Here is a 26,212-nt window from a genome sequence, read left to right on the forward strand (position 1 = left end):
TTGCCGGAAAGACCTATCGACATCGAGAGAATCGTTCGAAGCCCAGGAAGCCCGGCGTAAAACCACACAAGAAGATGACTCAGAAAAACTGTTGAAATGTCTTAACTTGGGTGGATTGCTTGATGACCTGGTATTTCAACGTGGTCGATTTCGCATGGTTGATGGACCAAATGTTCGCCACCATGAAGGACGCTGCCCAGCGTGAGCAGGCGAAGGGCATGATGACCAAAGGCATGATGCAAATCATTACCCTGATCAGCACCGTCGCGATGTATCCGACTGTATGCGCCGTCGCTGGCCTGTATTTCATGATGGTTGGGAAATTCATCAACAAGGATGTCAGCTTTGGGACCGGTTTTGCGCTGTCGGCCTGGGCATCCGTACCTGGGCTGCTGATGCTGCCCTTGGGTGCGGTCGCGATTGTCTTGGCTTCCGGTGGACAGCTGAGCTTTTCAGAACTCAACCCGCTGTCGGTCAACCAACTGTTTTTTCATCATGAAATGACTCATCCGATGGCTGGGGTGCTCGACAGCATCAATTTGACCAGTCTCTGGAGTGTTTTCCTGACTGTCATCGGCTTCCAGGTATGGGCGAAAGTTGCCCGTGGCACCGCCATCAAGGTCGTCTTGATTCCTTATGCAATCATTTACGGGATCTGGTTCGCCTACGCACTGAGCAAGGCAGCATGAAAAAGCAATATGTCGTTGGGGCGGCAATCGTCGCCGCGCTGTGCGTGCCGGTTGTCGTGAAAATGACGCGTCAAGATCCGGCGCGCTCGGTGGAAGTCGACAAAATCGCCTTCAGGGACATCAAGTCGTCGATTCTCGCTTCCGGGCACTTGTTGTATGAGGAACAAGTGTTGCTGTCGCCCGAAGTGATCGGCAAGGTCAACACCATTTTCGTCAAGGAAGGGCAGAAAGTGTCCAAGGGTGACTTGCTGCTGCACCTGGACGACCAGAGCTACCGCGCGGAAGTTGCTCAGCAAGAAGCTGCGGTACGCCAGCAGCGCATCGTGATCGAGCAGCAACAGCTGAACCTGTCCAACCAGGAAAACCAGTACAAGCGCAAAGTTGAGCTGCATCGCATGAAAATGATTGCTGACGTGCAAATCGACGATGCACGCTATGCGGTAGACGCTGCGCGCATCGAGTTGCGCAACAGCCGTTCGCGCCTGGAACAGGTCGAAGCGATTTTGAAGCAGTCCAATGAACGCCTGGCCAAGACCAACATCAAGTCGCCCATTTCCGGGACCATCACGGCGCTCGACATCAAGGTGGGCGAAACGGCCGTGGCCAGCCAGGTCAGCATCGCCGGTTCCAGCCTGATGACGATCGCCAACACGTCGACCATGATCACCGAAGTGAATGTGGATGAAGGCGACATCGCGAAAATTACCGTGGGGCAGGAAGTGCAGATCCATACTGCCGCCTACCCGGATACGCCGATCAAGGGCGAAGTGCTGACCATTCCCCTGTCGCCAAAGACAAATGTGGCGCAGGGCCAGGGCGGCGCTTCGCTGGCGCGCAATTACAACATCAAGGTCAAGCTGTCCGACACCAAGGATCTGACGCTGCGTCCAGGCATGACGTGCCGCGCTGAAATTTTTACGGCGAGCTCGGGCAAGTCGCTGGCGCTGCCTCTGCAGGCAGTGTTGTCGAACAACGATGAAAACACGGAAGTGGCGCCAAAGAAAAAAGGTAACAAGGAAAAGATCGAGGTCAAAACCGAGTACTACGTCTTCGTCAACAATGCCGGCAAAGCGGAAAAGCGGATCGTGACGATCGGCGTATCGGACGACAGCCAACAGCAAATCCTGTCGGGCGTGAAGGAAGGCGAAAGCGTCATCACCGGCCCCTATAAAATCCTGCGCTACCTGAAACAGGGCGACCGCGTCACAACGGATCTGCCGAAAGGCGCAAGCGAACCGGCAAAGTTGAAGGCATGAGTACCGGAGAGCCGCTGATTCGCCTGCAAGGTATCGCCAAGCACTACCAAATGGGGGGAGAAACCATTGCCGCGCTCAACGGGATCGACCTGGAGATTGCGCGCAACGATTACATTGCCTTCATCGGCTCGTCCGGATCGGGCAAGTCGACGATGATGAATATCCTCGGTTGCCTCGACGCCCCCACACTGGGCAAGTATTTTCTTAACGGTCGCGATGTGGCCGGCATGAGCGAGTCCGACCTGGCGCGCACCCGCAACGAGGAAATCGGCTTTATTTTCCAGAGTTTCAATTTGCTGACGCGGGCGACCGCCCTGCAAAACGTGATGCAGCCGCTGATTTACCGCGGCATTCGTCCGGCTGAACGCGCCCGCCGGGCCACGCTGGCCATGGCCAGGGTAGGACTGGAAAACCGGCTCGATCACTTGCCCAATCAATTGTCTGGCGGCCAGCGCCAGCGGGTGGCGATTGCCCGCGCGCTGTGCAGCGAGCCTTCCATTTTGCTGGCCGACGAGCCTACCGGCAACCTCGATTCCGCCACCGCCGCCGACATCATGAGCCTGTTCGACACGCTGCATGCCGAAGGCCAGACCGTCATTATCGTCACCCACGAGCCCGATATTGCCGCTCATTGCCGGCGCGCGGTGCGGCTGGCCGATGGCAAGGTCCAGAGCGATGTTGTCAACACGGTGCAGACCGCCTTCCGTTCACGGGAGCGCGGCCATGTTTAGCATGATCGAATCGTTCCGCTCGGCGCTGCAGAGCATACGGGCGCACAGTTTTCGCAGTTTTCTCACCTCCTTGGGCATTATTATCGGCGTCGCTTCGGTGATTGCCGTGGTGTCCATCCTGCAAGGCTTGTCGGCGTCGATCAGCGATAATTTCAAGGGACTCGGTGCGAACAGCTTGTCGGTGCGGGCCGAAACGTCGTTTGCGGAAGCGATGCAGGGAAAGGAAAATATCCTGAGCCTGACCGATTACGAGACAATTGTTGCGCACGTTGACGATGTCAGCGACGTTTCACCGTATTTCATGCCGTTTTCGATGAGCGCCGCGGTGCGTTACGGCAGTCAATCGACCGTGACCCGGGTGATGGCCGTGACGGAGGCGTATCAGCAGGCGCAACAGGTCGAGCCGCAGCAAGGGCGCTTTCTGCGCAAGAGCGACGACCAGTCTCGCCGCCGGGTCTGCTTTATAGGCGCCGAAGTGCGCAAAAAGCTCAAGCTGGCCGACAATCCGGTGGGGACCTTCATTGAAATCGGCGGCGAGTGGTTCAAGATCATTGGCGTCGGCGAAGAAAAAGGCGAGATGATGGGCATGAACAAGGATGATTACATCCTGATGCCGTTTTCAGTGGGCACCGCCATCGCCGGCAACAGCGCCAAGCTCAATATCGGCATCAGTTTGACCGTCAATGACATCGAACAGCTCGAGGCGGTTCAGGCGCGGCTGACAAACTTGCTGCGCACGGCGCACCACCTCAAGCCGGGCCAGCCGAACGACTTCAAAGTGCAAACCGCCAAAGAAATGAGCGACATGTTCGAAGGCATGATCAGCACGCTGACGCTGGTGGTGGGCGGCATTGTCAGTATTTCGCTGCTGGTGGGGGGAATCGGGATCATGAACATCATGCTGGTGTCAGTGACCGAGCGCACCCGGGAAATTGGCATCTGCAAGGCATTGGGCGCGCAGCGCCACCATATCCTGCTGCAATTTCTGATCGAAGCGACCACGCTCTCGCTGCTGGGGGGCCTGGTCGGGCTGGGCGTGGGTTACGCGATCGGCTTTGGGGTGTCCAAAATCATTCCGGAATTTCCCAGCGCCGTGGTGCCATGGTGGGCCATCCTGATGGCGCTGGGCTTTTCCAGCCTGGTGGGCATCGTGTTTGGAATCATGCCGGCGGCCAAGGCGGCCAACCTGAACCCGATTGATGCCTTACGTTACGAGTAATGCGTAAAAAAGTGGAATCAAAATGCGTTTAGGAATCATCAGCGCGCTGGAAGAAGAGCAGCAAGGGTTCGTGGAGGCCATGCAAGGGGCCACCAGGGTCATGTATGGCATGCGGGGCTACACGGCAGGCAGCATTGCCGGGATCGACGCTGTGTGCGTGTTGTCGCGCATTGGCAAGGTTGCCGCCGCAACGACGGCGACCATGCTTGTGGAAAAGTTTGGGGTATCGCATATCTTGTTCACGGGCGTGGCCGGGGCGGGAGATGCCGGGGTCCAGGTGGGCGATATCGTGGTGGCCGATGCGCTGCTGCAGTACGACATGGATGCCAGTCCCCTGTTTCCCAAGTTTGAAGTGCCGTTGACCGGCGTGTCGCATTTTGCGACGGACCAGCATTTGAGTAATCTGGTGGCGAGCGCGGCGGGAACTTTCCTCGCTTTGGATTTCGAGGAGGCGATCGCGGCGGGAGAGCGCCAGGATTTCGGCTTGCGCTCGCCCAGGCTGCATCGGGGGCTGATTGCCAGCGGGGACCAGTTCATCAGCTGTGCCAAGCAGGTCAATGCGCTTGGGGCGGCGTTACCGGGCTTGCTGGCGGTGGAGATGGAAGGCGCGGCGGTGGCGCAGGTATGTTTTGAACTGGGCGTGCCGTTTGCGGTGATCAGGACGATTTCGGACAACGCCAATGAAGGGGCGGCGCATGATTTCATGCGGTTTGTGCAGGCGGTTGCGTCAAAGTACGCGTTTCATATCGTAATGCGGGTGTGCCGGGATCTGAAAGCGGCTGCAGGGTAAATAGCGCTCATCCCACATCGTCCTCGCGAAAGCGGGGACCCATAGAACGGATGCCAATAGTTCGATTCGAATCAATTCGTTACAGCAAGCAGCTCGATTCAAGGGAAACATGACTCGTCAGTTCCATGGGTCCCCGCGTTTCGCGAGGACGATGCAGCATCAGGTCAGCAAGCTCTCGGCCGGCGTATATTCATACCCCAGATCCTGCGCCACGGCCGCGTAGGTCACCTTTCCTTTGCACACATTCAAGCCATTGCGCAAATGCGGATCATCGGCCAGCGCCTTTTGCCAGCCCTTGCCGGCCAGCGCGATCGCATGCCCGATGGTCGCGTTATTGAGCGCAAAAGTCGATGTGCGCGCCACTGCACCGGGCATGTTCGCCACGCAGTAGTGCACCACGCCGTCCACCACATAGGTCGGATCGGCATGCGTGGTCGCGTGCGACGTCTCGAAGCACCCGCCCTGGTCGATCGCCACGTCCACCACCACTGCCCCCGGCTTCATGCGCGAGATCATGTCGCGCGTGACCAGCTTGGGCGCCGCGGCGCCCGGCACCAGCACGCCGCCAATGACCAGGTCGGCCGAGAGCACCGCTTCTTCGATCGATTGCGCATTCGAATACTGGGTCGAGATCCGGTTGCCATACACCAGGTCAAGCTGGCGCAGGCGATCGATGCTCTTGTCGAGCACTGTCACGCGCGCGCCGGTGCCAACGGCCATCTGCATCGCGTTCGTTCCCACCACGCCGGCCCCGATAATGACAATATGGCCGGCAGCCACGCCCGGCACGCCGCCCAGCAGCAAGCCCATGCCACCCTTGGATTTTTCAAGGTGGGCGGCGCCGGCCTGGATCGCCATGCGCCCCGCCACTTCGCTCATGGGAGCCAGCAGCGGCAAGCCGCCGCCGGCGCCGGTAATGGTTTCGTACGCGATGCACACCGCGCCCGACTTGACCAGCGCGGCGGTCTGCTCAGGGTCCGGCGCGAGGTGCAGATAGGTGTACAGGATCTGCCCTTCGCCCAGCATCGCGCATTCGCCCGGCTGCGGTTCCTTGACCTTGACGATCATGTCGGCGCGCGCGAAAATTTCCTTGGCCGTGTCGATCATCAGCGCGCCGGCCGCAACGTACTGCTCGTCAGACAGGCCAATCTCGGCGCCCGCGTTTTTTTGCACCAGCACCTGGTGGCCGCGCGACGTGAGCTCGCGCACACTTGGGGGCGTCAGTCCGACCCGGTATTCGTGATTCTTGATCTCTTTTGGTACGCCTACGATCATGTCTTCCTCCAAGGTTTGATTCGGTTTTTTTTACAGTTCCTACTATTACAGACCCAGCGTCATCAGGCTTGCGTTGCCGCCAGCCGCAGTCGTGTTCACGCACAGGGCGCGTTCGGCCACCAGGCGCCATAGCGCAATCGCACCTTCTTCGGTGGTGTCGATCACGCCGATAATCGCGCCAGATCGCGCAGCCAGCATAGGCCGCAGTTCGTCGGCCAGCGCCGCTTCCACCAAAGCGATCTGGAACGGTATTTTGCATTCGCCGATGCTGCCTGCGAAATCGATCCTCTCCTTTACTTCAGCCGGCAAGCCTTGCGGGATCACGTCGGCGCTTGGGGCCACTACCACGGCGCGGTTTCCGGTCGCCAGCACGGCAGCCAGTTGATTGAGTAACACGCCAATGCTGGTGGCGGCGCACAGCACGGCGCCACGCGGCGCGAACGCGAGGGTGTTGCGCTCGCCCGTGGGCCCCGGCAGCGTGATGGCAGTGCCCACCAGCGTGGTGCGCATGTACTGTTCGGCCAGCGACAGCACGCGTTCCTGGCCGTGGGTGCGGGCCCACGCCAGCAGTGCGTCAAGGCCGGGCGCCGCCTTGCGCTCGTGCTCGGCCAGCGCCTGCGCGCCCCGTTGCAGGCGCTTGATGTACAACGGGCCGCCGGCCTTGGGACCGGTGCCCGATTTGCCTTCGCCGCCAAACGGCTGCACGCCCACCACCGCGCCCACGATATTGCGGTTCACGTAGATATTGCCGACATGCGCGCGCGCGGTGATGAAGTCGATCGTTTCATCGATCCGCGTGTGCACGCCCAGCGTCAGGCCAAAACCGGTGGCGTTGATCGACTCGACGATCTTGCCCAGGTCGGCGCGCTTGTAGCGGATCACGTGCAGCACGGGGCCAAATACTTCTTGCGTCAACTCCGACAGCGAGCCGATTTCAAAGACGGTGGGCGCGACAAAGGTGCCTTGCGCCGCCAGGCCAGGGTCGAGCTCCAGGTCGAAGTGGCCCTTGGCGGTTTTTTTCAGGCGCGCGATATGGTCTTGCAGGTTCTTTTGCGCTTCGGCGTCGATAACGGGGCCGATGTCGGTGGCCAGGCGGTCGGGATTGCCGACTCTTAGCTCTTGCATCGCTCCCATCAGCATGCGGATGGTTTTTTCTGCGATGTCTTCTTGCAGGAACAGCACGCGCAGCGCCGAGCAGCGCTGGCCGGCGCTGTCAAAGGCGGACGTCATCACATCCTGCACCACCTGTTCGGGCAGTGCCGACGAGTCGACGATCAGCGCGTTCTGGCCGCCGGTTTCGGCAATCAGGGCGATCTCGTTGTTCTCGCTCACGCCGCGCTGTGACAGCGTGCGGTTGATCAGCTGCGCCACCTCGGTCGAGCCGGTGAAGATCACGCCGCGCACGCGCGCGTCGCTGGTCAAGCGCGCGCCGACGATCTCGCCGCGGCCGGGCAGCAGCTGCAGTGCTCCACGTGGAACACCCGCTTCCAAAAACAGCTGCACCGCGCGAAACGCGATCAGCGGGGTTTGTTCGGCCGGCTTGGCCAGCACCACGTTACCAGCGGCCAGCGCCGCGGCAACCTGGCCGGTGAAGATCGCCAGCGGGAAGTTCCATGGGCTGATGCAGGCGACCGGTCCCAACGCCAGCACGTTCGGGGTGCCGTCAACCTGCGCGGCGTAATAGCGCAGGAAGTCGACCGCTTCGCGAATTTCAGCAATGGCGTTCGGCAGCGACTTGCCTGCCTCGCGCACGGCCAGCGCCATCAGCTCGGCGCAGTTGGCCTCGAACAGGTTGGCCACGTTGGCAATGATGGCGGCGCGCTCGGATGGCGCCGTGGTCTGCCAGTCCATCGCGTACGCGGCCGCGCCTTCGAGCGCAGTGTCGACATCGTCCGCGCTGGCCTCGGCCACGCGCCCGACGATGTCGAGATGCTGGGCTGGATTGCGGATATCAAGCCATTGGTGTTCGCTTTGCTGGCCGTTGATCAGCGGCGTGGCCTCGTAAGTGCGCGCCTCGGCCAGCGCGCGGCCCAGCGTGCGCAGCACGTCTTCATTGGTCAAGTCCAGCCCGGCCGAGTTGGCGCGCTCGGCGCCGAACAGCTGCAGCGGCAGCGCAATGCCCGGATGCGGCACGCCGCCCTGCTCGCGCGACGCTTTGTACGGGTCGGCGATCAGGCTGTCGATGGCGACTTTCTGGTCGACGATCTGGTTCACGAACGAGGAGTTGGCGCCGTTTTCCAGCAGCCGGCGCACCAGGTAGGCCAGCAGCGTTTCGTGCGAGCCGACCGGCGCGTAAATGCGGCATGGCTTGCCCAGGTTTTCGGCGCCGACCACCTGGTCGTACAGCGTTTCGCCCATGCCGTGCAGGCACTGGAATTCGTAGTTGTCGACGCCGTCGGCCTTGGCCCAGGTGTAGATCACGGCAAGACTGTGCGCGTTGTGGGTGGCGAACTGCGGGTAGATCAGGTCAGTTGCGGCCAACAGCTTTTTGGCGCAGTTCAGATACGACACGTCGGTGTAGACCTTGCGCGTGTAGACCGGGTAGCCGGGCATGCCATCGACCTGGGCGCGCTTGATCTCGGCATCCCAATAGGCGCCCTTCACCAGGCGCACCATGAACTTGCGCCCGCTGCGCCGGGCCAGGTCCACCAGGTAGTCGATCACGAACGGGCAGCGCTTCTGGTAAGCCTGCACCACAAAGCCGATGCCGTCGAAACCGGCCAGACCGGGATCGAAGGCCATCGCTTCCATCAGGTCGAGCGAGATCTCGAGGCGGTCGGCTTCTTCGGCGTCGATATTGAGGCCGATATTGTATTTTTTGGCCAGCAGGACCAGGCTGCGCAGGCGCGGCAGCAATTCTTTCATCACGCGCGCATGCTGGGCGCGGCTGTAGCGCGGGTGCAGTGCCGACAGCTTGACCGAAATCCCTGGGCCATCCTTGATGCCGCGGCCATTGGATGCCTTGCCGATGGCGTGGATGGCTTTTTCATACGAGGCATAATAGTTTTTGGCGTCCGCTTCGGTCAGCGCCGCCTCGCCCAGCATGTCGTACGAATAGCGGTAGCCGCGCGCTTCGTTATCGCGGCTGTTTTTGAGCGCTTCGTCGATTGTCTGACCGGTAACGAACTGATTGCCCAGCATGCGCATGGCCAGGTCCACGCCTTTGCGGATCAGCGGTTCGCCGCCGCGCGAAATGAGTTTGGACAGCGCCGAACCCAAGCCCGTTTCGCTGCTGGTGTCGACCAGCTTGCCGGTGATGAGCAAACCCCAGGTGGCGGCGTTGACGAACAGCGAAGGCGACTCGCCCAGGTGCTTGCGCCAGTCGCCCTTGCTGATCTTGTCGGCAATCAGGCGGTCGGCGGTGGCGCTGTCGGGAATGCGCAGCAGCGCTTCAGCCAGGCACATCAGCGCCACGCCTTCTTCGGACGAGAGCGAAAACTCGTGCATCAGCGCGTCCACGCCCGAGGCGCGGGTGCGCTTGCTGCGCACGGCCGACACCAGGCGGTGCGCCAGGTCATGGGCGTCGGCATGCGCGCGCGCCGGCTGGGCCAGCAGCCAGCTGACGGCCTCGGCTTCATCGCGGCGGTAGGCGGCGGTGATGGCGGCGCGCAGCGGCGTGACGGTGTGGGCGGTTTCGGCCTGGAAAGCGGCGAAAGGGATGGGCGGTGAGCCGGGAACGGGGGCCGAAACGGGGGCCAATACGGCGGCGATGTGCATGAAGAGTCTTTGCAGGAATGGACTAAAAGAATAAAAGCAGCCGCGCAACGAGCCGTGCGCGGCACAATGATTCGATTGTAGAGCCATTTCTTCTGGATTAATTCTGGTATTACAGAAGACTAGCCATAGATTGTTTTTGGTGAGACAATTTAACCAAATTATATTAATAAAGGAGCATGGGAAATGTTGGACAAGATCAGCAAGAAGATCCTTTCGGAGTTGCAGAGCGATGGCCGCATCAGCAATGTGGAACTTGCCGCGCGGGTCAACCTGTCGCCGGCGGCCTGTCTGGAGCGGGTGCGCAAGCTGCATGAATCGGGCTACATCATGGGCTACACGGCCCAGTTGAACCCCCAGCTGCTCGACGTTTCCCTGCTGGTGTTCATCGAAGTTGTGCTCGACCGCACCACGCCCGAAGTGTTCGATGCCTTCAAGAATAGCGTACAACTGATCCCCGAGGTACTGGAATGTCACATGGTGGCGGGCGGCTTTGATTACCTGGTCAAGGCGCGCGTCAAGGACATGGCGGCGTACCGGGAGTTCCTGGGGAAGACTTTGTTGCAAAAAGGTGTGCGGGAAACCCACACTTATGCGGTGATGGAAGAGGTCAAGAATACGACTAAGTTGCCAATAAAGTAAAACTACATGCATTTTTGCAAGTATTGTTTCAAGTAAGGCTCAAGTAAGGCTCAAGTAAGCGCCTGCTGTCAGGCTCTGTGCACAAAACAGGCCGAGATGCCGGGGGAGAAACATGTTGCAAATTCTTCACTCCAGGAGGGCGGGCAGTGTCCTGCCGCCCGTGATCGCTTTTGCGACCGGCTGCGCCTTCGCCCTCCCGGCCAGCTGGCTGGGCGCCGGGTCGATGGTGTGCGCCGCGCTCGCCTCGCTGGCAAGCGTGTTGCTGGTGCTGCACCGGCGCCAGGTTAACGCCAGCACGCGCTTCGTGGGCCTGGTTGGTCACGCGGTCGACGACATGATGATCGGCGCCGCCGAAACGTCGTGGTTTGTCGAGTCGCTCAAGAAAAACATTCACGAGGACGTGGCAACGGCCGTCGCGGTTGCCGAAAGCGCGCGCCACATCGCCGCCACCACGGAACGCATCGCCGTCGATGCCAAGCGCGCGGCCGCCGTTGCCGCCCAGGTCCGCAGCGAAAGCGCGGCCGGGCGCGCCGAGGCCGACGAGGGACTGCGGCGCATCAGCAGCGCGCGCGACGACGCCCGCCTTGCCGCCTGCACCATGGTCGAGCTGCAGCAAAAGTCGCGCGCCATCGCCGGCTTCACCGAAGTGATTACGGAAATTTCGGCCCGTACCAATTTGCTGGCTTTGAACGCGGCGATCGAGGCGGCGCGCGCGGGCGAGCACGGGCGCGGTTTTGCAGTCGTGGCCAGCGAAGTGCGCCAACTTGCCCATCGCACACGCGAAGCCACCGACGAAATCGGCGCCATGGTGCGCGCCATTTCCGAACAGGCTGAAAAAGCGTCCGGCGGCATGGCCTCGCTGTTTGTTGCCGTGAGCGAAGCGGCCGGCAACGTCGAGCGGGTCCACGGTTTGCTCGGCCACATCGAACAGTCGTCGGCGGCGTCCGAGAGCGAAATTGGCGGGATTGCCGCGGCCGCGCGCGAACATATGGCCACCACGCGCGACATGACTGATTCCCTGTCGCAAATTTGCGACAGCATGCGCTCGATCGACGCCGGCTTGCCGCGCGCGGCCGGTTCGGCCATGGCGCTGGCCGAAAAAGCCGAAACCATCGCCGCCGCACTGGGCGAGTCATCGGTGCCCAATGCTCATGATCCGATCAGGATCGCGGCGCAGCAGGCAGCGGCGGCCGTGGGACAGTTGTTTAGCCAGGCAATCAAGGCGGGGCAAATTTCGCGCGAGGCGCTGTTCGACCGGCGCTACAAGCCAATTGCCAACACCGACCCTCTCAAGCACAGCACGCTGTTCGACGCTTACACGGACCGGGTGTTGCCGGCGTTGCAGGAAGAATTGCTGGAAAAAATGCCGCACCTGGCGTATGCGGGCGCGGTGGATGACCACGGGTATTTTCCGACCCACAACAAGAAGTTTTCTCGGCAGCTGACGGGCGACTATGACGTCGACATCGTCAACAACCGCACCAAGCGCATTTTCAGCGACCGCACGGGCAAGCGCTGCGGATCGAGTATCGCGCCGTTCTTGCTTCAGACCTACAAGCGCGATACGGGCGAGGTGATGCATGACTTGTCCGCGCCGATTTACGTCGACGGCAAGCATTGGGGCGGATTTCGGGTCGGTTACCGGTCAGGCATCGTTGCTTGACGCTACGCGCTGCGTGGCCGCGCCATCAATCGCTGCTGGCAGCGCCGCGCAAGGTGGTGGTATTCATGCCCTCGAGATGCTTGCGCAGCCATTTGTGGGCCGGACTGCGGGCGTCGCGTTCGTGCCACAGCATGTCCAGGTGGACCGCCGGCAGCGTAAACGGCAATTCGCGCCAGACCAGCGCATCGGTCATGCCGGTCGAGGCGATCAAGTGCTTGGGCAGCACGGTGATCAAATCGGAATTGGCCACCACCCGCCCTGCCGTGAAAAACTGATTGACGGTCAGCCAGATGCGCCGCTCGCGGCCCACCTGCGCCAGCGCTTCGTCGACCAGGCCGTGCGCGCGGCCTGAAAAACTGACCAGCAAGTGATTCGCCGCGCAGTAATTGTCCATTCCCAATTCAACCTTGGCCAGCGGATGGTTCTTGCGCATCACGCACACATAATGGCCTGAATACAAGCGCTCATGGCGAATCGGCGAACTGGTGTCGCTCGACAACTGCGCCGCCACGCCCGGGAAAAAACCGACCGCCAGATCAATGTCGCCGCGCAACAGCATCGGGCGCGGTTCGCGCGTGGTCAGCGGGACCATGCGCACGTTGACGCCTGGCGCCTCGCTCTCGATCGAGCGCATCAGGGCCGGCAGCCAGAACGCGGCGGTGGCGTCGGCCATGGCCATGCGGAAGGTGGCGTGGGCTTTGGAGACGTCGAACGTTTCCGGCGTGACTGCAGCTTCCAGGCCGGCAAGCGCCTGGCGCACGGCCGGCCACAGCGCTTCGGCGCGCGGGGTCGGCTTGACGCCATAGGCGGTGCGGATCAAGAGCTCGTCGCCCAGGCTTTCGCGCAAGCGCTTGATGGCGTTCGAGACGGCCGGCTGGGTCATGGCCAGGTGGCCGGCCGCGCGGGTCAGATTTTGCTCGGTCATCACCGCGTCAAATACGCGCAGCAGGTTTAGGTCGAGGGTCAGGAAGCTCATGGGATCCAGGGAGAAAGGCGGTGCTTAATCATACAGCAACGCATTCACAAAAAGAATGAGGGTCATCCGAAAACGCAATTGGCTATATATGTTGCACCGCATTATAGTTCTATGAAGAAATAACTATTGCGACGGAAATATTGTGTCTACTACCTACCTGCTAGAACTGAGCGCTGCCCAATTTTTGCCGCTGCTGCATCTGTGCGCTACTTATCTCGTGATTGGCGCTCTGCTGCTGACGTTCCGGCCTTTGCTGGTCGGCATCGCGCGCGCCTTGTGGCTGCTGGCGTTTCCTCGCCTGAGCCTGGACCAGCGAGCGCGGCGCGCCCAGATGCGCGACCAGCGTCTGATTCAGAAAATGATTGCAGCGTCCACGAGTCCGAGCATGACGGCCGAGCTGCAAGCCATGGCCGCGCGCGGCTAGTGTCCTGAGTTGAAAGTTCGGTGTGCATGAAAAAAGCGGCGCCCGGTTCACACCGGCGCCGCTTTTTGCTTTGTGACGTTTGTCGCTTACGTAGTGAGCCTTATTTCTTGGCCGAAGCCGCCGCTGGCGCCAACAGTTTTAGCTTGAGCGCATTGTCTGCCGGCTTGTTGCCAAGCCAGATCTTCAGCACGGCGTTGTTGAAATTGACTTCCGGAGTCACTTCGCCGAGGCGCTTGCCGTTCAAAATGCAGATCGTTCCCTGGCCAGGGATATAGTCGGTGTCGAGCACGTCGCCCTTTTTCAAGCCATCGACCGCGGCAAAAATCTCGCCAAACTTGCTGATCTGGGTGACGATCTTGGTCTTGTCCTTGCCGTCGAGGTTATTGTTAATGCCGCTCATGAAGGCATTGCCGAAGTCTTCCGAGCTAATGTCGCGCATTATGACTAGCTGCATGCGGCGCGGACCTTCGGCAGCGAATACTTCTTCGGCCGTCGATTTCTTATCTTGCAGATACAGGCCGGCGGCGTATACCTTGACGATGAACTTGGTACGCACGCCCAAGCCGTTCAGTTGCAATTCCTTGCCGCCTACCTTGGCGGTGTCCGCGAACTTGATGCCGGCAACTTCAGCTGCGATGGCGCTCTGGCCGAAAGCGCCAGCCAGCAACGCACCGCTTACCAGGGTCTTGACTACGATATTCTTGATCATGTTGTCTCCATTATTGATTTAAATACAAATTGTACACAATTAAAACTCTTCCCAGTCGCTACCGTTCGACTGCTTGGCCGCCATCCGCGGCGCACCCGCAGCAGCTATCTCTTTCCTTAACGCAGCACGTGGCAATTCGGTGGACACAGGCTGCGGCGACGCCAGATAAGCCGTCTCGTGGTCGAGCTTGAAAACGCTCACCACGCGCGCCAGGTTGGCGGCCTGATCCTGCATTGAAGCGGCCGCTGCGGCAGCTTCCTCGACCAAAGCTGCATTTTGCTGCGTTGTTTCATCCATTTCAAGAATGGTCGAATTTACTTTGGCAATACCGGCGCTCTGTTCCTGGCTGGCGGAAGTAATTTCACCCATGATATCGGTTACCCGGCGCACGCTGGCCACCACTTCTTCCATCGTCACCCCGGCCTGTTCGACCAGCGTGCTGCCTTCGCGCACCTTGCTGACCGAGTCGCCGATCAGCGTCTTGATTTCCTTGGCTGCCGCCGCCGAGCGCTGCGCCAGGTTGCGCACTTCGGCGGCGACCACGGCAAAGCCGCGGCCCTGTTCGCCGGCGCGGGCCGCTTCCACCGCCGCGTTCAACGCCAGGATGTTGGTTTGAAAGGCGATGCCGTCGATCACGCCGATAATATCCACAATCTTTTTGGAAGAGGCCGTGATCGAACCCATCGTCTCGATCACATTCGATACCACCGAGCCGCCCCGCACCGCTACCTCAGACGCTTTGGCCGCCAGCACGTTGGCCTGGCGCGCATTGTCGGCATTTTGCTGGACGGTGCTGGTCAGTTCGTGCATCGAGCGCGAAGTTTGACCCAGCGACGAGGCTTGCTGTTCAGTGCGCGACGACAGGTCCAGGTTGCCGCTGGCAATTTCGCTGGACGCTTCGGCGATCGACACCGTGCCGGTGCGCACCTCGGCCACGATGCGAATGAGGCTATCGTTCATGAACTTGAGCGCTTCCATCATCTGGCCTGTTTCGTCCGTGCTGGTTACGACGATCTCGCTGGTCAGGTCGCCGTCGGCGACACGCTGGGCAACGCCCACCGCTTCATTGAGCGGACGGGTAATGCTGCGCGTGGCCATGAAAGCGACCAGCAGCGAGATCACGCCGGCCACGATGGCCAGCACCGTGATCATCAGCTGGGTGCGCTTGGTGAGGGCCGACGCATCGTTGCCGGCGCTGACCATCTCGGCATTCTGGTAAGCGATGTACTTGTCGAGCTGCTCGAAATACTTGCCTTGCTGGGGACGCAGCGAAAACATGAACTTGACCATTGCGTCGTCTTTTTTGTCTTCATTGATCAGTTTCACGAAAGTGGCCTGACCCGGCATGAAGCGGTTGCGGATGACGCCGATCGCCTTGAGGATTTCGACCGCTTTTGGATCGGTGGTGGTGGCGGTCAGCTCGGCGATGGCCTTGGTCGCGCTGGCGCTGTGGGCCTCGATATTGCTCAGTTCTTTGGCGATCTGCGCGGGATCGGTCATGATCAGCACGTTGAGCATGCTGCGGGTCGCCTCGTTGACATCGGCCTTGATGACGTTGGCGACCACGGTCTTCGGGTAACGTACGTCGACCATTTTGCCCACTTCCTGGTTCAGGCTGGCGATACGCAGATAGGACAAGCCCGCCAGCGTAATCAGCAGGAAAATCACCACGCCGAAGCCGAGAGCCAAGCGCTGGCCGATGCGCATATTCTTGATCATGGGATTCCTGTGTTGAAAATAGAATGGGCGTGCTTAAATCTTAACTACGACTATAGCCTATATATATCAAAGAATTGCCGTATGGGTACATATATGGCATACCAAACGGGATATTTCGGCGGAAACCGTGGCGTGCAGGCACATTGCTATCGATATTGGCAATAGCGACTGTTAAAACTTTGTATTGGAACGTTCAGGCGCACGGGAATCGACTGCCTCATTGTCGTGGCGAACGAAGCTGTCGGAATGGGCCGGAGGTTTGACAAAGCGATATCGTCCTCGCGCATGCGGGGACCCATGGAACGGTTCAACTTAGCAACTGTTCCATGGGTCCCCGCGTGCGCGAGGACGATGTAGGTATGGTTTGATGTTGCCAAATGGCGCGAGTGTTTGCGCGTTCAAAGGGGCGGAAAATTTTGTGCAACACCCTCGCCCGCAGGGCCGCAGGCCAGTCAGTTCTTGGCTGCGGTCAGACGTTCGTACTTGGCTTGCAACTCTTCCGGCGTTTCACGCCAGGCCGGGTTGAACGGGATGCAGCTGACCGGGCAAACCTGCTGGCACTGCGGCTCGTCGAAATGGCCGACGCACTCGGTGCACTTGTTGGGATCGATTTCGTAAATCTCGGCGCCCATGTAGATGGCGTCGTTCGGGCACTCGGGCTCGCACACGTCGCAATTGATACAGTCGTCGGTAATCAGGAGTGCCATGGCGTTACTCGGCGTCAGGTGGAAGCGAGGCGATCTTTTTCTGAAGCCAGCGGTCGACCGACGGAAACACGAATTTTGAAACATCGCCGCCCAGCATGGCAATTTCACGCACGATGGTGCCCGAAATAAACTGGTACTGGTCGGAAGGCGTCAGGAACAAGGTTTCGACATCGGGAAGCAGGTAGCGGTTCATGCCGGCCATCTGAAATTCGTATTCAAAGTCCGACACGGCGCGCAGGCCGCGCACGATGACGCGTGCATCGTGCTTGCGCACAAAATCCTTGAGCAAGCCGGAAAAGCTTTCCACCTGCACGTTCGGATAGTGGCCCAGCACTTCGTTGGCAATTTCCAGGCGCTCAGCGAGCGAAAAGAACGGGCGTTTATTCTTGCTGTCGGCCACGCCGACGATCAGCTTGTCGAACAATCCGGAGGCGCGGCGCACCAAATCCTCATGCCCGCGGGTGAGCGGATCGAAGGTTCCTGGATAAACGGCTACAACCATTACGGCTCCTAGAGATGCGCCAATAAAAGCCGCATTATGCCTGAAAAGCCCGGGCACCCCGGGGCGCGGCGGCCGCGGTCCTTCAGGTCTGGCCGGTGCGCAGCCTGAGCAAGTGATAAAACACGACGCCGGCCTTGTCGGCGCGGATTGCTTCCCACGGCGCCAGCCAGTCCGGGGGCGCACTGGCGTCCTCGGGCGCGAAAGGCAGCGGCGCGCCCGATTCCGCGTACACCAGGCCGCCAGGCTCAAGCAGGTTTGCGCATAGCGGCAGCGCCTTGGACAAGAACTCCTGGTGATAGGGCGGGTCCAAAAAGATCAGCTTGAAGCGCTGGCCGCGCAGCGCCATGCTGTGCACGCAGGTCATGGCGTCGGCGCGCAAGATGGTCACATTGTCGGCCTTGAGCTTGTCCTTGATTGCTTCGAGCTGGCGCACCACGGGCGAGTGCGAGTCGATCATCGTGACTGTCTGCGCGCCGCGGCTGGCGGCTTCGAAGCCCAGTGCCCCGCTGCCGGCGAACATGTCGAGGCAGGCGGCGTCGGCCCAGTTGGCGTCCCACAAATGAGTGATCCAGTTAAACACGGTCTCGCGCACGCGGTCCGGCGTGGGGCGCAGGCCGAGGGCGTCCAGCACGGGCAGCGGCGTGCGCTTCCACGCGCCGCCGATGATGCGTACCTGCTGCGGAGGCGGGGCCCGGTGGACCGGGACTTTGGCTGGTTTTTTTGGCATGGAAAGACCCTGTGAATCTGATGGGCGGCACTATATCACGGCCGGTAAACGCACCGGGGCCAGACCTTGTGGTCTGACCCCGGTGTGGCGCTTGCTGCAGAACCAGCTTTTTTACTTCGTTTCGGCGGCAAGGACCTTGAAGTCGTCGATCCAGCCCTGCATGCGTTTTTGCGCGTGCGCCTTTTGGGCCGGGGTGGCAATTTTGATGGCCGTGAGCGTCTGGTTGATCGTGCTGTCGATATAGGCGTCGAAAAATGCCTTACGCTCGGGGGCGTCGAAACGGCCGAAAATATCTTTCAGCAATCCATTCAGCAAGGCGCTGGTTGCTTCCTTGCCCAGCTTTTTGGACTGGATCTCATGCAGCACCGAGACGATCTTTTTCTGGCGGATGATGCGCTCGTCCAACCATATCTGGTTGTCCAGCGGGCGGGCGTCGGATGCCTTGCGCAACACCGCTTCCTGCTCGCTGCTGAAACTGCCGAACCACAACTCGAATTGCTCCATCGATTTCTTGTAGCGCACCTTCTGCTTTTTGTCGTTGTCGATAGCGACGAATTTCTTGCGGTAGGTGTCATTATTTTTGCGGAACTTTTCTTCGATGTTCGCGATCTGTTCGGGCTTGACCGACAGCGCCAGGTCGGTCAGCTCGGGTAGCGCCTTGTAGGCCAGCGTTTCGGTGCGGCCCTTGATATCCTTGTAATCGGCCTTCAGGTCGGCGTGGGTCATAGTGCCGGCAAGCTGACCCTGGGCCTTGACGAGGAACTGGCTGTAGTCGCGTAATTGGGTCTTGCGGTGCCATTTGATGAGCTGGCCGATATCTTGTTTGACCACGGGCGCCTGCTCGGAATCAAGGTCGACATAGGCGTCGACAAACCAGTACAGCAAGGTGTCGCCTTGGTTGTAGGCAAACTTGACGCTGCTGCAAGCGGCCAGCACGACCATGGCAGTGAGCAGGAACACCACGCGAAAGCGCTGGATCAATCGGTCTTGCGTGTTAAACTTTTTCATCTTTATAACTCTCTGAACAACTGCCTATGAACGTTGTGATCCTCGCTGCCGGTATGGGCAAGCGCATGCAATCGGCGCTGCCCAAAGTACTGCACCCTCTTGCCGGCAAGCCGCTATTGCTACACGTGATCGATACGGCGCGCACCCTTGCGCCGAGCAAATTATGCGTTATTTACGGACACGGCGGCGCGGCCGTGCCGGAAATGGTTCAGAAACAGAACATTGGCACGCACGCGGCGATTGATACCGCGCTGCAAGAACCGCAACTGGGAACCGGCCACGCGGTCATGCAGGCGATCCCCCAGCTCGATGACAGCGTCCCTACCCTGATCCTGTACGGCGACGTGCCGCTGACCACGTCCGCCTCGCTCCAGCGCCTGGTCGAGGCGGCCGGCGCCGACAAGCTGGCCATCCTCACGGTCGAGCAGGCCAACCCGTTCGGCCTGGGCCGCATCGTGCGCGAAGGCGGCCAGATCCGCCGTATCGTCGAGGAAAAGGATGCGAACGAGCAAGAGCGCGCGATTCGCGAAATCAACAGCGGCATCATGGTCGCGCCAACCCGCCACCTGAAAAAATGGCTGGCTGCGTTGTCGAACAATAATGCGCAGGGCGAGTATTACCTGACCGATATCGTGGCCCAGGCCGTTGCCGACGGCGTGCCGGTAGTGTCGAGCCAGCCGGGTGGCGAGTGGGAAGTGGCGGGCGTCAACAGCAAGGTGCAACTGGCCGAACTGGAGCGCCGCCATCAATTGAATATTGCCCATGCGCTGCTGGAAAAAGGCGTGCACTTGCTCGATCCGGCGCGCATCGATGTGCGCGGCGAACTCATTTGCGGGCGCGATGTCAGTATTGATGTGGGCTGCATCTTCGAAGGCCGGGTCGAGCTGGCGGACGGCGTGAGCATCGGTGCGCACAGCGTCATCGTCAATGCGCGCATTGCGGCCGGCGCCACGATCAAGCCGTTCTGCCATATCGAGGAAGCGGTGGTCGGGCCGAAATCGGTCATCGGGCCATATGCACGTTTGCGTCCGGGCACCGAGCTGGCCGAGGATGTGCACATTGGCAATTTTGTCGAGATCAAGAACAGCCAGGTGGCGGCGCACAGCAAGGCCAATCACCTGGCGTATGTGGGCGACGCCACGGTGGGTTCGCGCGTCAATATCGGGGCGGGCACCATCACGTGCAACTATGACGGCGCCAACAAGTTCCGTACGGTGATCGAGGATGACTGCTTCATTGGCAGTGACAGCCAGCTGATCGCCCCGGTGACGGTTGGCAAGGGCGCAACCCTGGGTGCTGGCACTACGCTGTCCAAAGATGCGCCAGCAGGCAAGCTGACCATTTCGCGCGCCAAGCAGATGACCGTTGAAGGCTGGACGCGTCCGGTGAAAGTCAAGAAGGCTTGATTGCAGAAGAGCGGACGCGATAGCGGGGGCGCTCGAGGCGCCTCCCCCCATTTGCCTTGCCTTACGCCGCAAGCGCCGGCGCGATCGCCACCCGTGCTGCCTTAAATGACGGCACCAGCGCCGCCAGCAATGCCACGGCAAGCACCGTTACCACCGCCATTGCCATGCGGTTAAAATCAAGCTCGACCAGCATGGGCGCCGCATTGAGCGCCGTTTGCGCGGCGTAAGACAGCGCCGCCCGGTTGACAATCCAGGCGATCAGCCCGCTGCCTATCAGGCTAAAGAGCACACCCGTCAGTGCCATCCATAAAGCTTCCGTCACGAACATCATGAATACCGCACTGCTGCGCATGCCAAGCGCGCGCAGCGTGGCCACTTCACGCCGCCGCTCCAGAGCGTTCATGGACATGGTGGCCGCAATCGTGGCGCCGATCACCGCAAACACCATGCCGGCCACGCTGTCGAAGGCGACGTCAAACGCGCCCCGCTCATTGGCGTAGGCGGCCGATTGCTCTTGCCAGGTCTTGATGTGCACGGGTATTCCGGCCGCCCGCAGCCCGGCAGCCAAAGTGCCGCGGCGCTCTTCGGTGTGCTGACCTTCCGACAGATAGACCACGATCCGTTCCGTCAGTTCCGTATCGAGCAGCGACTGCGCCATGGCAAACGGCATCAACAGTGGATTGCGGCCGTTCTCCGGCCGCCCCACGCTGCTGTAAACATCGACCACTTGCGCGTCGAACGGGACGGTATGGGCGTCAAGTGTGGCCCCGGTCAGCGTCAGATTACTGCCGTGGACCAATCCGAGCGACCGGGCTTGCTTGCTGCTGAGCGCAATGCCATTGCGGGCGGTCGGATTGAGCTTGCCCGGCAACTGGCGCGTGGCGCTGGCGGCGTCCGGCGTGGAAACGATGCCTTCGCCAAAGAACAGGGCCGAGCGCTCGCCGGTGGCGGCAATGCCGCTCACGCTCATTTGCGGCACCACCAGCGCCACGCCCGGGCTCGCTTCTGCCAGCTTGATCACGCGCAGCGCCTCGGCCTGGTCGAACATGCGGGTGCTCTGCAAGCTGCCGGGCTCGGCGGCGCGCAAGATGGCCAGGTGGCCCAGGCGTTCGCCGATGACGGCTTGGTATTCCATCCGGGCGCGGGCGCTGGCAATGTGGCCGGCGAACAAGTCGAGCACGCACAGGCTGGCGGCAATGAGCACGATGGCCAGTACGCTGCGGGTGCTTCCCAGCAGCAGCGTGCGCAGGGCCAGCTGCGTCGGGCTCATAGTTCAACCCGGACGGCGCGCCGCGCCTGGCCATTGGCGGCGCTGGTCAGGCGCCCTTCGCTCAGCTGCAAGGTGCGCGTGGCGCGGCTCAGTTGGCGCTGGTCACGGGTAGAGATCAGGAAAGCGGTACCGTGCGCTTGCTGTTCCCGCGCAAACAAGTCCATGACCAGGCGGATGCAGCCGTTGTCCAGGCGCGAGGTCGGCTCATCCGCCACCACCAGGCGCGGCCTGGCGATCAGCGCGCGCGCAATGGCAACCCGCTGGCACTGGCTGGCGTCCAGCCGCGGCGGATAGTGGCCGGCCTGGGTGCCGAGTCCGACCTGGGTCAGCAGCGCCTCGGCACGGTCATGCGCTGCGGCGAGTTCTGCGTCGTCCAGGTGGCCGCGCAGCATCAGCGGCAGCAGCACGTTTTCGCGCGCCGTCATGACCGGAATCAGGCTGGACGCCTGGAACACGAAGCCGATCATATCGCCGCGCAACTCGGCGCGGGCCTGTTCGGACAGCTTGGAGACGAGCAAACTGGCAATGACGATGCTGCCCTCGGTGGCCGTCTCGAGCATGCCGACCAGGTTCAGCAGCGACGTCTTGCCGCTACCGGAGGGGCCGCACACGGACACCATGTCGCCGGCGTGGATTTGCAAGTCGATGTCGTGCAGCGCGTGCACGCCGCTGAAACCGGCGCCGTACACCTTGCGCACCCGCGACAGATTGACCAGCTCGATGGGCGGGCCGGCCAGTGGCCATGGCGATCCGGGTAACTGCATTGCTTCCATGAAAAAACCTCGCGTGCGTCAGTAAACAGTTTCCAGTAGACACTGTTTCTCGTCGGTACTCGTTGAGCTTGCTCAGGATGGGCGGGATCAGACCGCGATGCGGGTTTCGAACTTGCTGCGGAAGGTGGAAAAGTACGCTTTCACGTTGCGCACGTTGGTGTGGCCGGCGAACAAGCGGTGGGCCAGCGCGTTGTAGGATGGCATGTCGGCTACTTGCACGACGAGCACGAAATCGGGTCCGGGCGCTACCCGGTAGCATTGCAATACGGCAGCCTCGGCCGCGACGTGCTGTTCAAATTCGCTCATCCGCTCGGCCGCCTGGATGTCGAGCGTGATCTCGACGATGGCCGTCAAGCGCGCGCCGACTTTTTCGGGCGCGACGATGGCCACCTGGCGCGCGATGACGCCCTGCTCCGTGAGCAACTTGACCCGTCGCAGGCACGTGGGGGGCGATACATGAACCAGTTCCGCCAACTCCGCATTGGTATGTGAGGAATCAATTTGCAAGATATTTAAGATGCGACGATCGACATCATCCATGGGTTTCTTACAGCCCTTCTTGTCATGTAGCGATTAACGAAAGAATTCGAAGAAAAATGAAATAAAATTTTATCGCGAGATATCGATGAAATAATATACCAAAATCGCTCCCCGTTCGACAGCAAATTTCATTGCTTTCCAACTACTATCTATGTCCATTATTCATTTTCCAATTGAGGCCTTCCATGTGCGGAATCGTCGGAGCAGTAGCTCAACGTAATATCACCCCTATTCTTATCGAGGGCCTCAAGCGGCTGGAATACCGCGGCTATGATTCCTGCGGCGTGGCGCTGCACGTGGACGGCAAGCTGCAGCGTTCGCGCAGCACCTCGCGCGTGGCCGAGCTGGAAACCCAGATCGCCGCCGAAGGCCTGCAAGGCTTCACCGGCATCGCGCACACGCGCTGGGCCACCCATGGCGCCCCGGCGTCGCACAATGCGCACCCGCACTTTTCCCCGACCGAAGAGAACGCCCGCATCGCGCTGGTTCACAACGGCATTATTGAAAACCACGACGAGTTGCGCGCCGAACTGACGGCACTGGGCTACGTATTCCAAAGCCAGACCGACACCGAAGTCATCGCCCACCTGGTCGACCACATGTACATCGGCGACCTGTTCGAAACCGTCAAGATGGCCGTCAAGCGCCTGCACGGGGCCTACGCGATTGCCGTGTTCAGCCGCGAAGAGCCGCACCGCGTGGTTGCCGCGCGCCAGGGTTCGCCCTTGATCGTCGGCGTGGGCAAGGGCGAAAACTTCGTCGCTTCCGACGCCATGGCGCTGGCCGGCACCACCGACCAGATCATTTACCTGGAAGAAGGCGACGTGGTCGACCTGCAACTGGCCAAGTGCTGGATCGTCGACGCCGACGGCCGCCCGGTCGACCGGGAAGTCAAAACCGTGCACGCACACACGGGCGCAGCCGAACTCGGCCCGTATCGTCATTACATGCAAAAGGAAATTTTCGAGCAGCCGCGCGTCATCGGCGACACGCTGGAAGGCGTCACCGGCATCATGCCGGAACTGTTCGGCGACGAGGCATACAAGGTCTTCAAGGACATTGACCGCGTGCTGATCCTGGCGTGCGGCACCAGTTACTACGCCGGCCTGACCGCCAAGTATTGGATCGAGTCGGTAGCCAAAGTGCCGACACAGGTGGAAATTGCCAGCGAATACCGCTACCGCGACAGCGTCCCCCATCCCAAGACGCTGGTCGTTACCATTACCCAAAGTGGCGAAACAGCCGACACGCTGGCCGCGCTCAAGCATGCACGCAGCCTTGGCATGGTGCACACGCTGACCATTTGTAATGTGGCAACCAGCGCGATGGTACGCGAGTGTGCGCTGGCTTACATCACCCGCGCTGGCGTGGAAGTGGGCGTTGCCTCGACCAAAGCCTTCACCACCCAGCTGGCCGCCCTGTTCCTGCTGACGCTGACGCTGGCGCAAATCAACGGCCAACTCAGCGACGAGGAAGAAGCAACGTTCCTCAAGCAAATGCGCCACTTGCCAGTCGCCATCGCCGCTGTGCTGGCGCTCGAGCCGCAAATCATTGCCTGGGCAGACGACTTTGCCCGCAAGGAAAACGCACTGTTCCTTGGCCGCGGGATCCATTATCCGATCGCCCTGGAAGGCGCGCTCAAGCTCAAGGAAATTTCCTACATCCACGCCGAAGCCTATCCTGCAGGCGAACTCAAGCACGGCCCGCTGGCCCTGGTCACGGACGAAATGCCGGTTGTCACGATCGCGCCAAACGATGCCTTGCTGGAAAAGCTGAAGTCGAACATGCAGGAAGTGCGCGCCCGGGGCGGCCAGCTGTACGTGTTTGCCGACGTCGATTCACGCATCACGTCGGGCGATGGCGTGCACGTGATCCGCTTGCCGGAACACTATGGTTTGTTGTCGCCCATCTTGCACGTTTGCGCGTTGCAACTGCTGGCGTACCACACGGCGCTGGCCAAGGGCACGGATGTGGACAAGCCGCGTAACTTGGCGAAGTCCGTTACTGTTGAGTAACGGCCTGGTTGCTAGGTTGACTAGTGTTCCTTGTCATTAAAGTCCGGGACAGCGCATTAAAGTCTGGGACAGAGCATTAAAGTCAGGGACAAGCGCAAGATTGCCAACTGAGCATTTTGTGTTCTTGCGTGCTGTTCCGAGCGATTGTTGCCAGCGAAGCGCCAATGCCTCGGGTTTTTGAAGATCAATCAGGCTTTCCAGGGTTCGACGTTCCCGTGAGTTATGCGTGGCGCTCGTCTCAGCGAGCGGTGGACGTGGCGCCACGACCGGCAGGTATCGCCCCATAGCAGCCTTTCGCAGTTCCCAAACTTAGAAAGGTCACACCTCTGATAGTCGGAGTTCTTTGGCGTGCCGTCTAATGTATGGATGCCTCCGCCTAATGTAAGCGGCAATGGCAGTCACGCGTGACGCGACCTCATCAACTCCGCAAAGCCAAATTGATTCTGCCGCGCGACTCCTAGTCGAGCGCCAGTCGTTTACCCAGGCGGTACAAAAAGTCGAAGCCGTCGTAGAGCGATTTGACGCGAATGTGTTCGTTCAAACCGTGCACGCCGCTACCTTCGACGCCGACGAACATGCCGCTTGCGCCATAGGTCCAGATCCCGGCGTTGTTGAGCAGACGGCCATCGCTGCTGGCAACGAACAGGGCCGGCACGACCGGCACGCCGGGCCAGATCTCGATCGTAGTGCGTTCAATGGCGTCGACGATGGCCGGCGTTAAGGGCGGTGGTGGCGATAGTTCGGCCTCTCCCAGCGGAGATATCTTGATCCGTTCGTCTGCCAGGACGCCTACTAGCGTGGCGCGCACGGCATCGACCGATTCGCCTGGAAGCACACGGCAATTGAGCACGGCGCGCGCCCGCTGCGGCAGGGCATTGGCGGCATGGCCGGCATCGACCATCGTCGCTACGCAGGTAGTTCGCACGGCCGAGTTGTATTCAGGATTGCGGGTGTACAAGCGTTCCATCGCCTGCTGGTCGGGCGGATTCCGCAGGATGGCCTGCATGTCGGTCGCGGTTTGCCCCGTTTCAATACGGGCCAGGCGTTGGTAATAGGCACGCGTGGTCGGCGAGAGGGTGAACGGAAAATCAAATTTACCTAGCCGCGCCAAGCCTTCGGCCAAGTGGTAAATTGCATTGTCGCGCGGCGCACGGGCGCTGTGCCCGCCAGCGCTGGTCACTTCTAGCTGATAACTCTGGGAGACTTTCTCTCCCGCGTGCAGAGTCATGTTGACTGGTTTTTCATTCTTGTCGAGCACGCCGCCGCCGCCCTCATTGATGGCAAATTCGGCGTCGATCAAATTGCGGTGGTGTTTCAGAAGGTAAGCCACACCGTTGAACCTAGTGTAGTGCGTCATAAATAATAAGACTTATTATATATATGCATGTATCCTTGTCATATGGAGGGGAAATCATGCGTGTAGCGATGAAAGTTGAGTTGACGGAAGCGCAGCGTGG

At 60.6% G+C, this 26,212-nt stretch carries 23 protein-coding genes; 10 read left to right on the forward strand and 13 right to left on the reverse strand.

Features of this window, described 5'->3' with window-relative positions:
- Positions 1-122 precede the first annotated feature (122 nt).
- From ACP7D4_RS25825 to ACP7D4_RS25845, 5 genes are read left to right on the forward strand one after another with little or no spacing between them, the layout of a single operon-like run.
- On the forward strand, positions 123-689 hold the full coding sequence (locus ACP7D4_RS25825) for a YIP1 family protein (RefSeq protein ID WP_426212173.1): 567 nt from the start codon (positions 123-125) through the stop codon (positions 687-689).
- Entirely contained in the window at positions 686-1,945 is a 1,260-nt protein-coding gene (locus ACP7D4_RS25830) for an efflux RND transporter periplasmic adaptor subunit (protein WP_426212176.1), read from the forward strand. Before ACP7D4_RS25825 ends, ACP7D4_RS25830 begins: the two co-directional genes overlap by 4 nt.
- Positions 1,942-2,676, forward strand: coding sequence for an ABC transporter ATP-binding protein (locus ACP7D4_RS25835; protein ID WP_426212179.1), 735 nt, complete (start codon positions 1,942-1,944; stop codon positions 2,674-2,676). Before ACP7D4_RS25830 ends, ACP7D4_RS25835 begins: the two co-directional genes overlap by 4 nt.
- Entirely contained in the window at positions 2,669-3,895 is a 1,227-nt protein-coding gene (locus ACP7D4_RS25840; protein WP_426212181.1) for an ABC transporter permease, read from the forward strand. Before ACP7D4_RS25835 ends, ACP7D4_RS25840 begins: the two co-directional genes overlap by 8 nt.
- A 22-nt stretch (positions 3,896-3,917) precedes the next feature.
- Positions 3,918-4,685, forward strand: coding sequence for a 5'-methylthioadenosine/adenosylhomocysteine nucleosidase (locus ACP7D4_RS25845; RefSeq protein WP_426212183.1), 768 nt, complete (start codon positions 3,918-3,920; stop codon positions 4,683-4,685).
- 159 nt (positions 4,686-4,844) lie between these two features.
- Here ACP7D4_RS25845 and ald read toward each other — a convergent pair whose 3' ends face one another.
- Both ald and putA read right to left on the reverse strand, forming a co-directional pair.
- Positions 4,845-5,960, reverse strand: a complete 1,116-nt coding sequence (ald, locus tag ACP7D4_RS25850; protein WP_426212185.1) for an alanine dehydrogenase — start codon at positions 5,958-5,960, stop codon at positions 4,845-4,847.
- Between the two features lie 45 nt (positions 5,961-6,005).
- On the reverse strand, positions 6,006-9,677 hold the full coding sequence (gene putA / locus ACP7D4_RS25855; protein ID WP_426212186.1) for a trifunctional transcriptional regulator/proline dehydrogenase/L-glutamate gamma-semialdehyde dehydrogenase: 3,672 nt from the start codon (positions 9,675-9,677) through the stop codon (positions 6,006-6,008).
- Positions 9,678-9,860: 183 nt separating this feature from the next.
- On the opposite strand from putA, the gene ACP7D4_RS25860 reads away from it, so the two are divergent.
- Together ACP7D4_RS25860 and ACP7D4_RS25865 are read left to right on the forward strand one after the other, a co-directional pair.
- Positions 9,861-10,316, forward strand: coding sequence for an Lrp/AsnC ligand binding domain-containing protein (locus ACP7D4_RS25860; protein WP_126073517.1), 456 nt, complete (start codon positions 9,861-9,863; stop codon positions 10,314-10,316).
- 112 nt (positions 10,317-10,428) lie between these two features.
- Positions 10,429-11,979: a methyl-accepting chemotaxis protein gene (locus ACP7D4_RS25865; RefSeq protein ID WP_426212187.1), complete on the forward strand. Its 1,551-nt coding sequence runs from the start codon at positions 10,429-10,431 to the stop codon at positions 11,977-11,979.
- Between the two features lie 25 nt (positions 11,980-12,004).
- On the opposite strand, the gene ACP7D4_RS25870 is transcribed toward ACP7D4_RS25865, so the two are convergent.
- Positions 12,005-12,955 carry a LysR family transcriptional regulator gene (locus ACP7D4_RS25870; RefSeq protein WP_426105882.1) on the reverse strand — a complete coding sequence of 317 codons (951 nt, stop codon included), beginning with the start codon at positions 12,953-12,955 and terminating at the stop codon, positions 12,005-12,007.
- 142 nt (positions 12,956-13,097) lie between these two features.
- On the opposite strand from ACP7D4_RS25870, the gene ACP7D4_RS25875 reads away from it, so the two are divergent.
- Positions 13,098-13,379 carry a hypothetical protein gene (locus ACP7D4_RS25875; RefSeq protein ID WP_426105883.1) on the forward strand — a complete coding sequence of 94 codons (282 nt, stop codon included), beginning with the start codon at positions 13,098-13,100 and terminating at the stop codon, positions 13,377-13,379.
- Positions 13,380-13,479: 100 nt separating this feature from the next.
- Here ACP7D4_RS25875 and ACP7D4_RS25880 read toward each other — a convergent pair whose 3' ends face one another.
- The 6 genes from ACP7D4_RS25880 to ACP7D4_RS25905 form a co-directional block, all read right to left on the reverse strand.
- The gene (locus ACP7D4_RS25880) at positions 13,480-14,088 is read right to left on the reverse strand and encodes a chalcone isomerase family protein (RefSeq protein ID WP_426105885.1); all 609 of its coding nucleotides are present in this window, start codon (positions 14,086-14,088) and stop codon (positions 13,480-13,482) included.
- Positions 14,089-14,127: 39 nt separating this feature from the next.
- Positions 14,128-15,807, reverse strand: coding sequence for a methyl-accepting chemotaxis protein (locus ACP7D4_RS25885; protein ID WP_426212189.1), 1,680 nt, complete (start codon positions 15,805-15,807; stop codon positions 14,128-14,130).
- 452 nt (positions 15,808-16,259) lie between these two features.
- Positions 16,260-16,514, reverse strand: coding sequence for a YfhL family 4Fe-4S dicluster ferredoxin (locus ACP7D4_RS25890; RefSeq protein WP_426105887.1), 255 nt, complete (start codon positions 16,512-16,514; stop codon positions 16,260-16,262).
- A 4-nt stretch (positions 16,515-16,518) separates the two neighbouring features.
- Positions 16,519-17,016: a pantetheine-phosphate adenylyltransferase gene (gene coaD / locus ACP7D4_RS25895; protein ID WP_426105888.1), complete on the reverse strand. Its 498-nt coding sequence runs from the start codon at positions 17,014-17,016 to the stop codon at positions 16,519-16,521.
- 82 nt (positions 17,017-17,098) lie between these two features.
- A complete protein-coding gene (gene rsmD, locus ACP7D4_RS25900) occupies positions 17,099-17,743 on the reverse strand; it encodes a 16S rRNA (guanine(966)-N(2))-methyltransferase RsmD (RefSeq protein WP_426105889.1) in 645 nt (214 codons plus the stop codon).
- A 111-nt stretch (positions 17,744-17,854) separates the two neighbouring features.
- Positions 17,855-18,751: a DUF6279 family lipoprotein gene (locus ACP7D4_RS25905; RefSeq protein WP_426212190.1), complete on the reverse strand. Its 897-nt coding sequence runs from the start codon at positions 18,749-18,751 to the stop codon at positions 17,855-17,857.
- A gap of 26 nt (positions 18,752-18,777) precedes the next feature.
- Here ACP7D4_RS25905 and glmU point away from each other — a divergent pair, with 26 nt between their 5' ends.
- Positions 18,778-20,157, forward strand: coding sequence for a bifunctional UDP-N-acetylglucosamine diphosphorylase/glucosamine-1-phosphate N-acetyltransferase GlmU (glmU, locus tag ACP7D4_RS25910; protein WP_426105892.1), 1,380 nt, complete (start codon positions 18,778-18,780; stop codon positions 20,155-20,157).
- 61 nt (positions 20,158-20,218) lie between these two features.
- On the opposite strand, the gene ACP7D4_RS25915 is transcribed toward glmU, so the two are convergent.
- From ACP7D4_RS25915 to ACP7D4_RS25925, 3 genes are all read right to left on the reverse strand, one after another.
- Complete coding sequence (locus ACP7D4_RS25915) at positions 20,219-21,427, reverse strand: ABC transporter permease (RefSeq protein ID WP_426105894.1); 1,209 nt, start codon at positions 21,425-21,427, stop codon at positions 20,219-20,221.
- Positions 21,424-22,191 (reverse strand): ABC transporter ATP-binding protein, encoded by a 768-nt coding sequence (locus tag ACP7D4_RS25920; RefSeq protein WP_426105895.1) that lies wholly within the window; start codon positions 22,189-22,191, stop codon positions 21,424-21,426. Before ACP7D4_RS25920 ends, ACP7D4_RS25915 begins: the two co-directional genes overlap by 4 nt.
- A gap of 96 nt (positions 22,192-22,287) precedes the next feature.
- Positions 22,288-22,740, reverse strand: coding sequence for an Lrp/AsnC family transcriptional regulator (locus ACP7D4_RS25925; RefSeq protein WP_426105896.1), 453 nt, complete (start codon positions 22,738-22,740; stop codon positions 22,288-22,290).
- Between the two features lie 185 nt (positions 22,741-22,925).
- On the opposite strand from ACP7D4_RS25925, the gene glmS reads away from it, so the two are divergent.
- Positions 22,926-24,755 (forward strand): glutamine--fructose-6-phosphate transaminase (isomerizing), encoded by a 1,830-nt coding sequence (gene glmS, locus ACP7D4_RS25930; RefSeq protein WP_426212192.1) that lies wholly within the window; start codon positions 22,926-22,928, stop codon positions 24,753-24,755.
- A gap of 457 nt (positions 24,756-25,212) precedes the next feature.
- On the opposite strand, the gene ACP7D4_RS25935 is transcribed toward glmS, so the two are convergent.
- Positions 25,213-26,112, reverse strand: coding sequence for a M20/M25/M40 family metallo-hydrolase (locus ACP7D4_RS25935; protein ID WP_426212193.1), 900 nt, complete (start codon positions 26,110-26,112; stop codon positions 25,213-25,215).
- Positions 26,113-26,212: the final 100 nt, after the last annotated feature.

The sequence above is a fragment of the Massilia sp. TWP1-3-3 genome, from assembly GCF_049897805.1.
Lineage (GTDB): Bacteria > Pseudomonadota > Gammaproteobacteria > Burkholderiales > Burkholderiaceae_D > Telluria_A.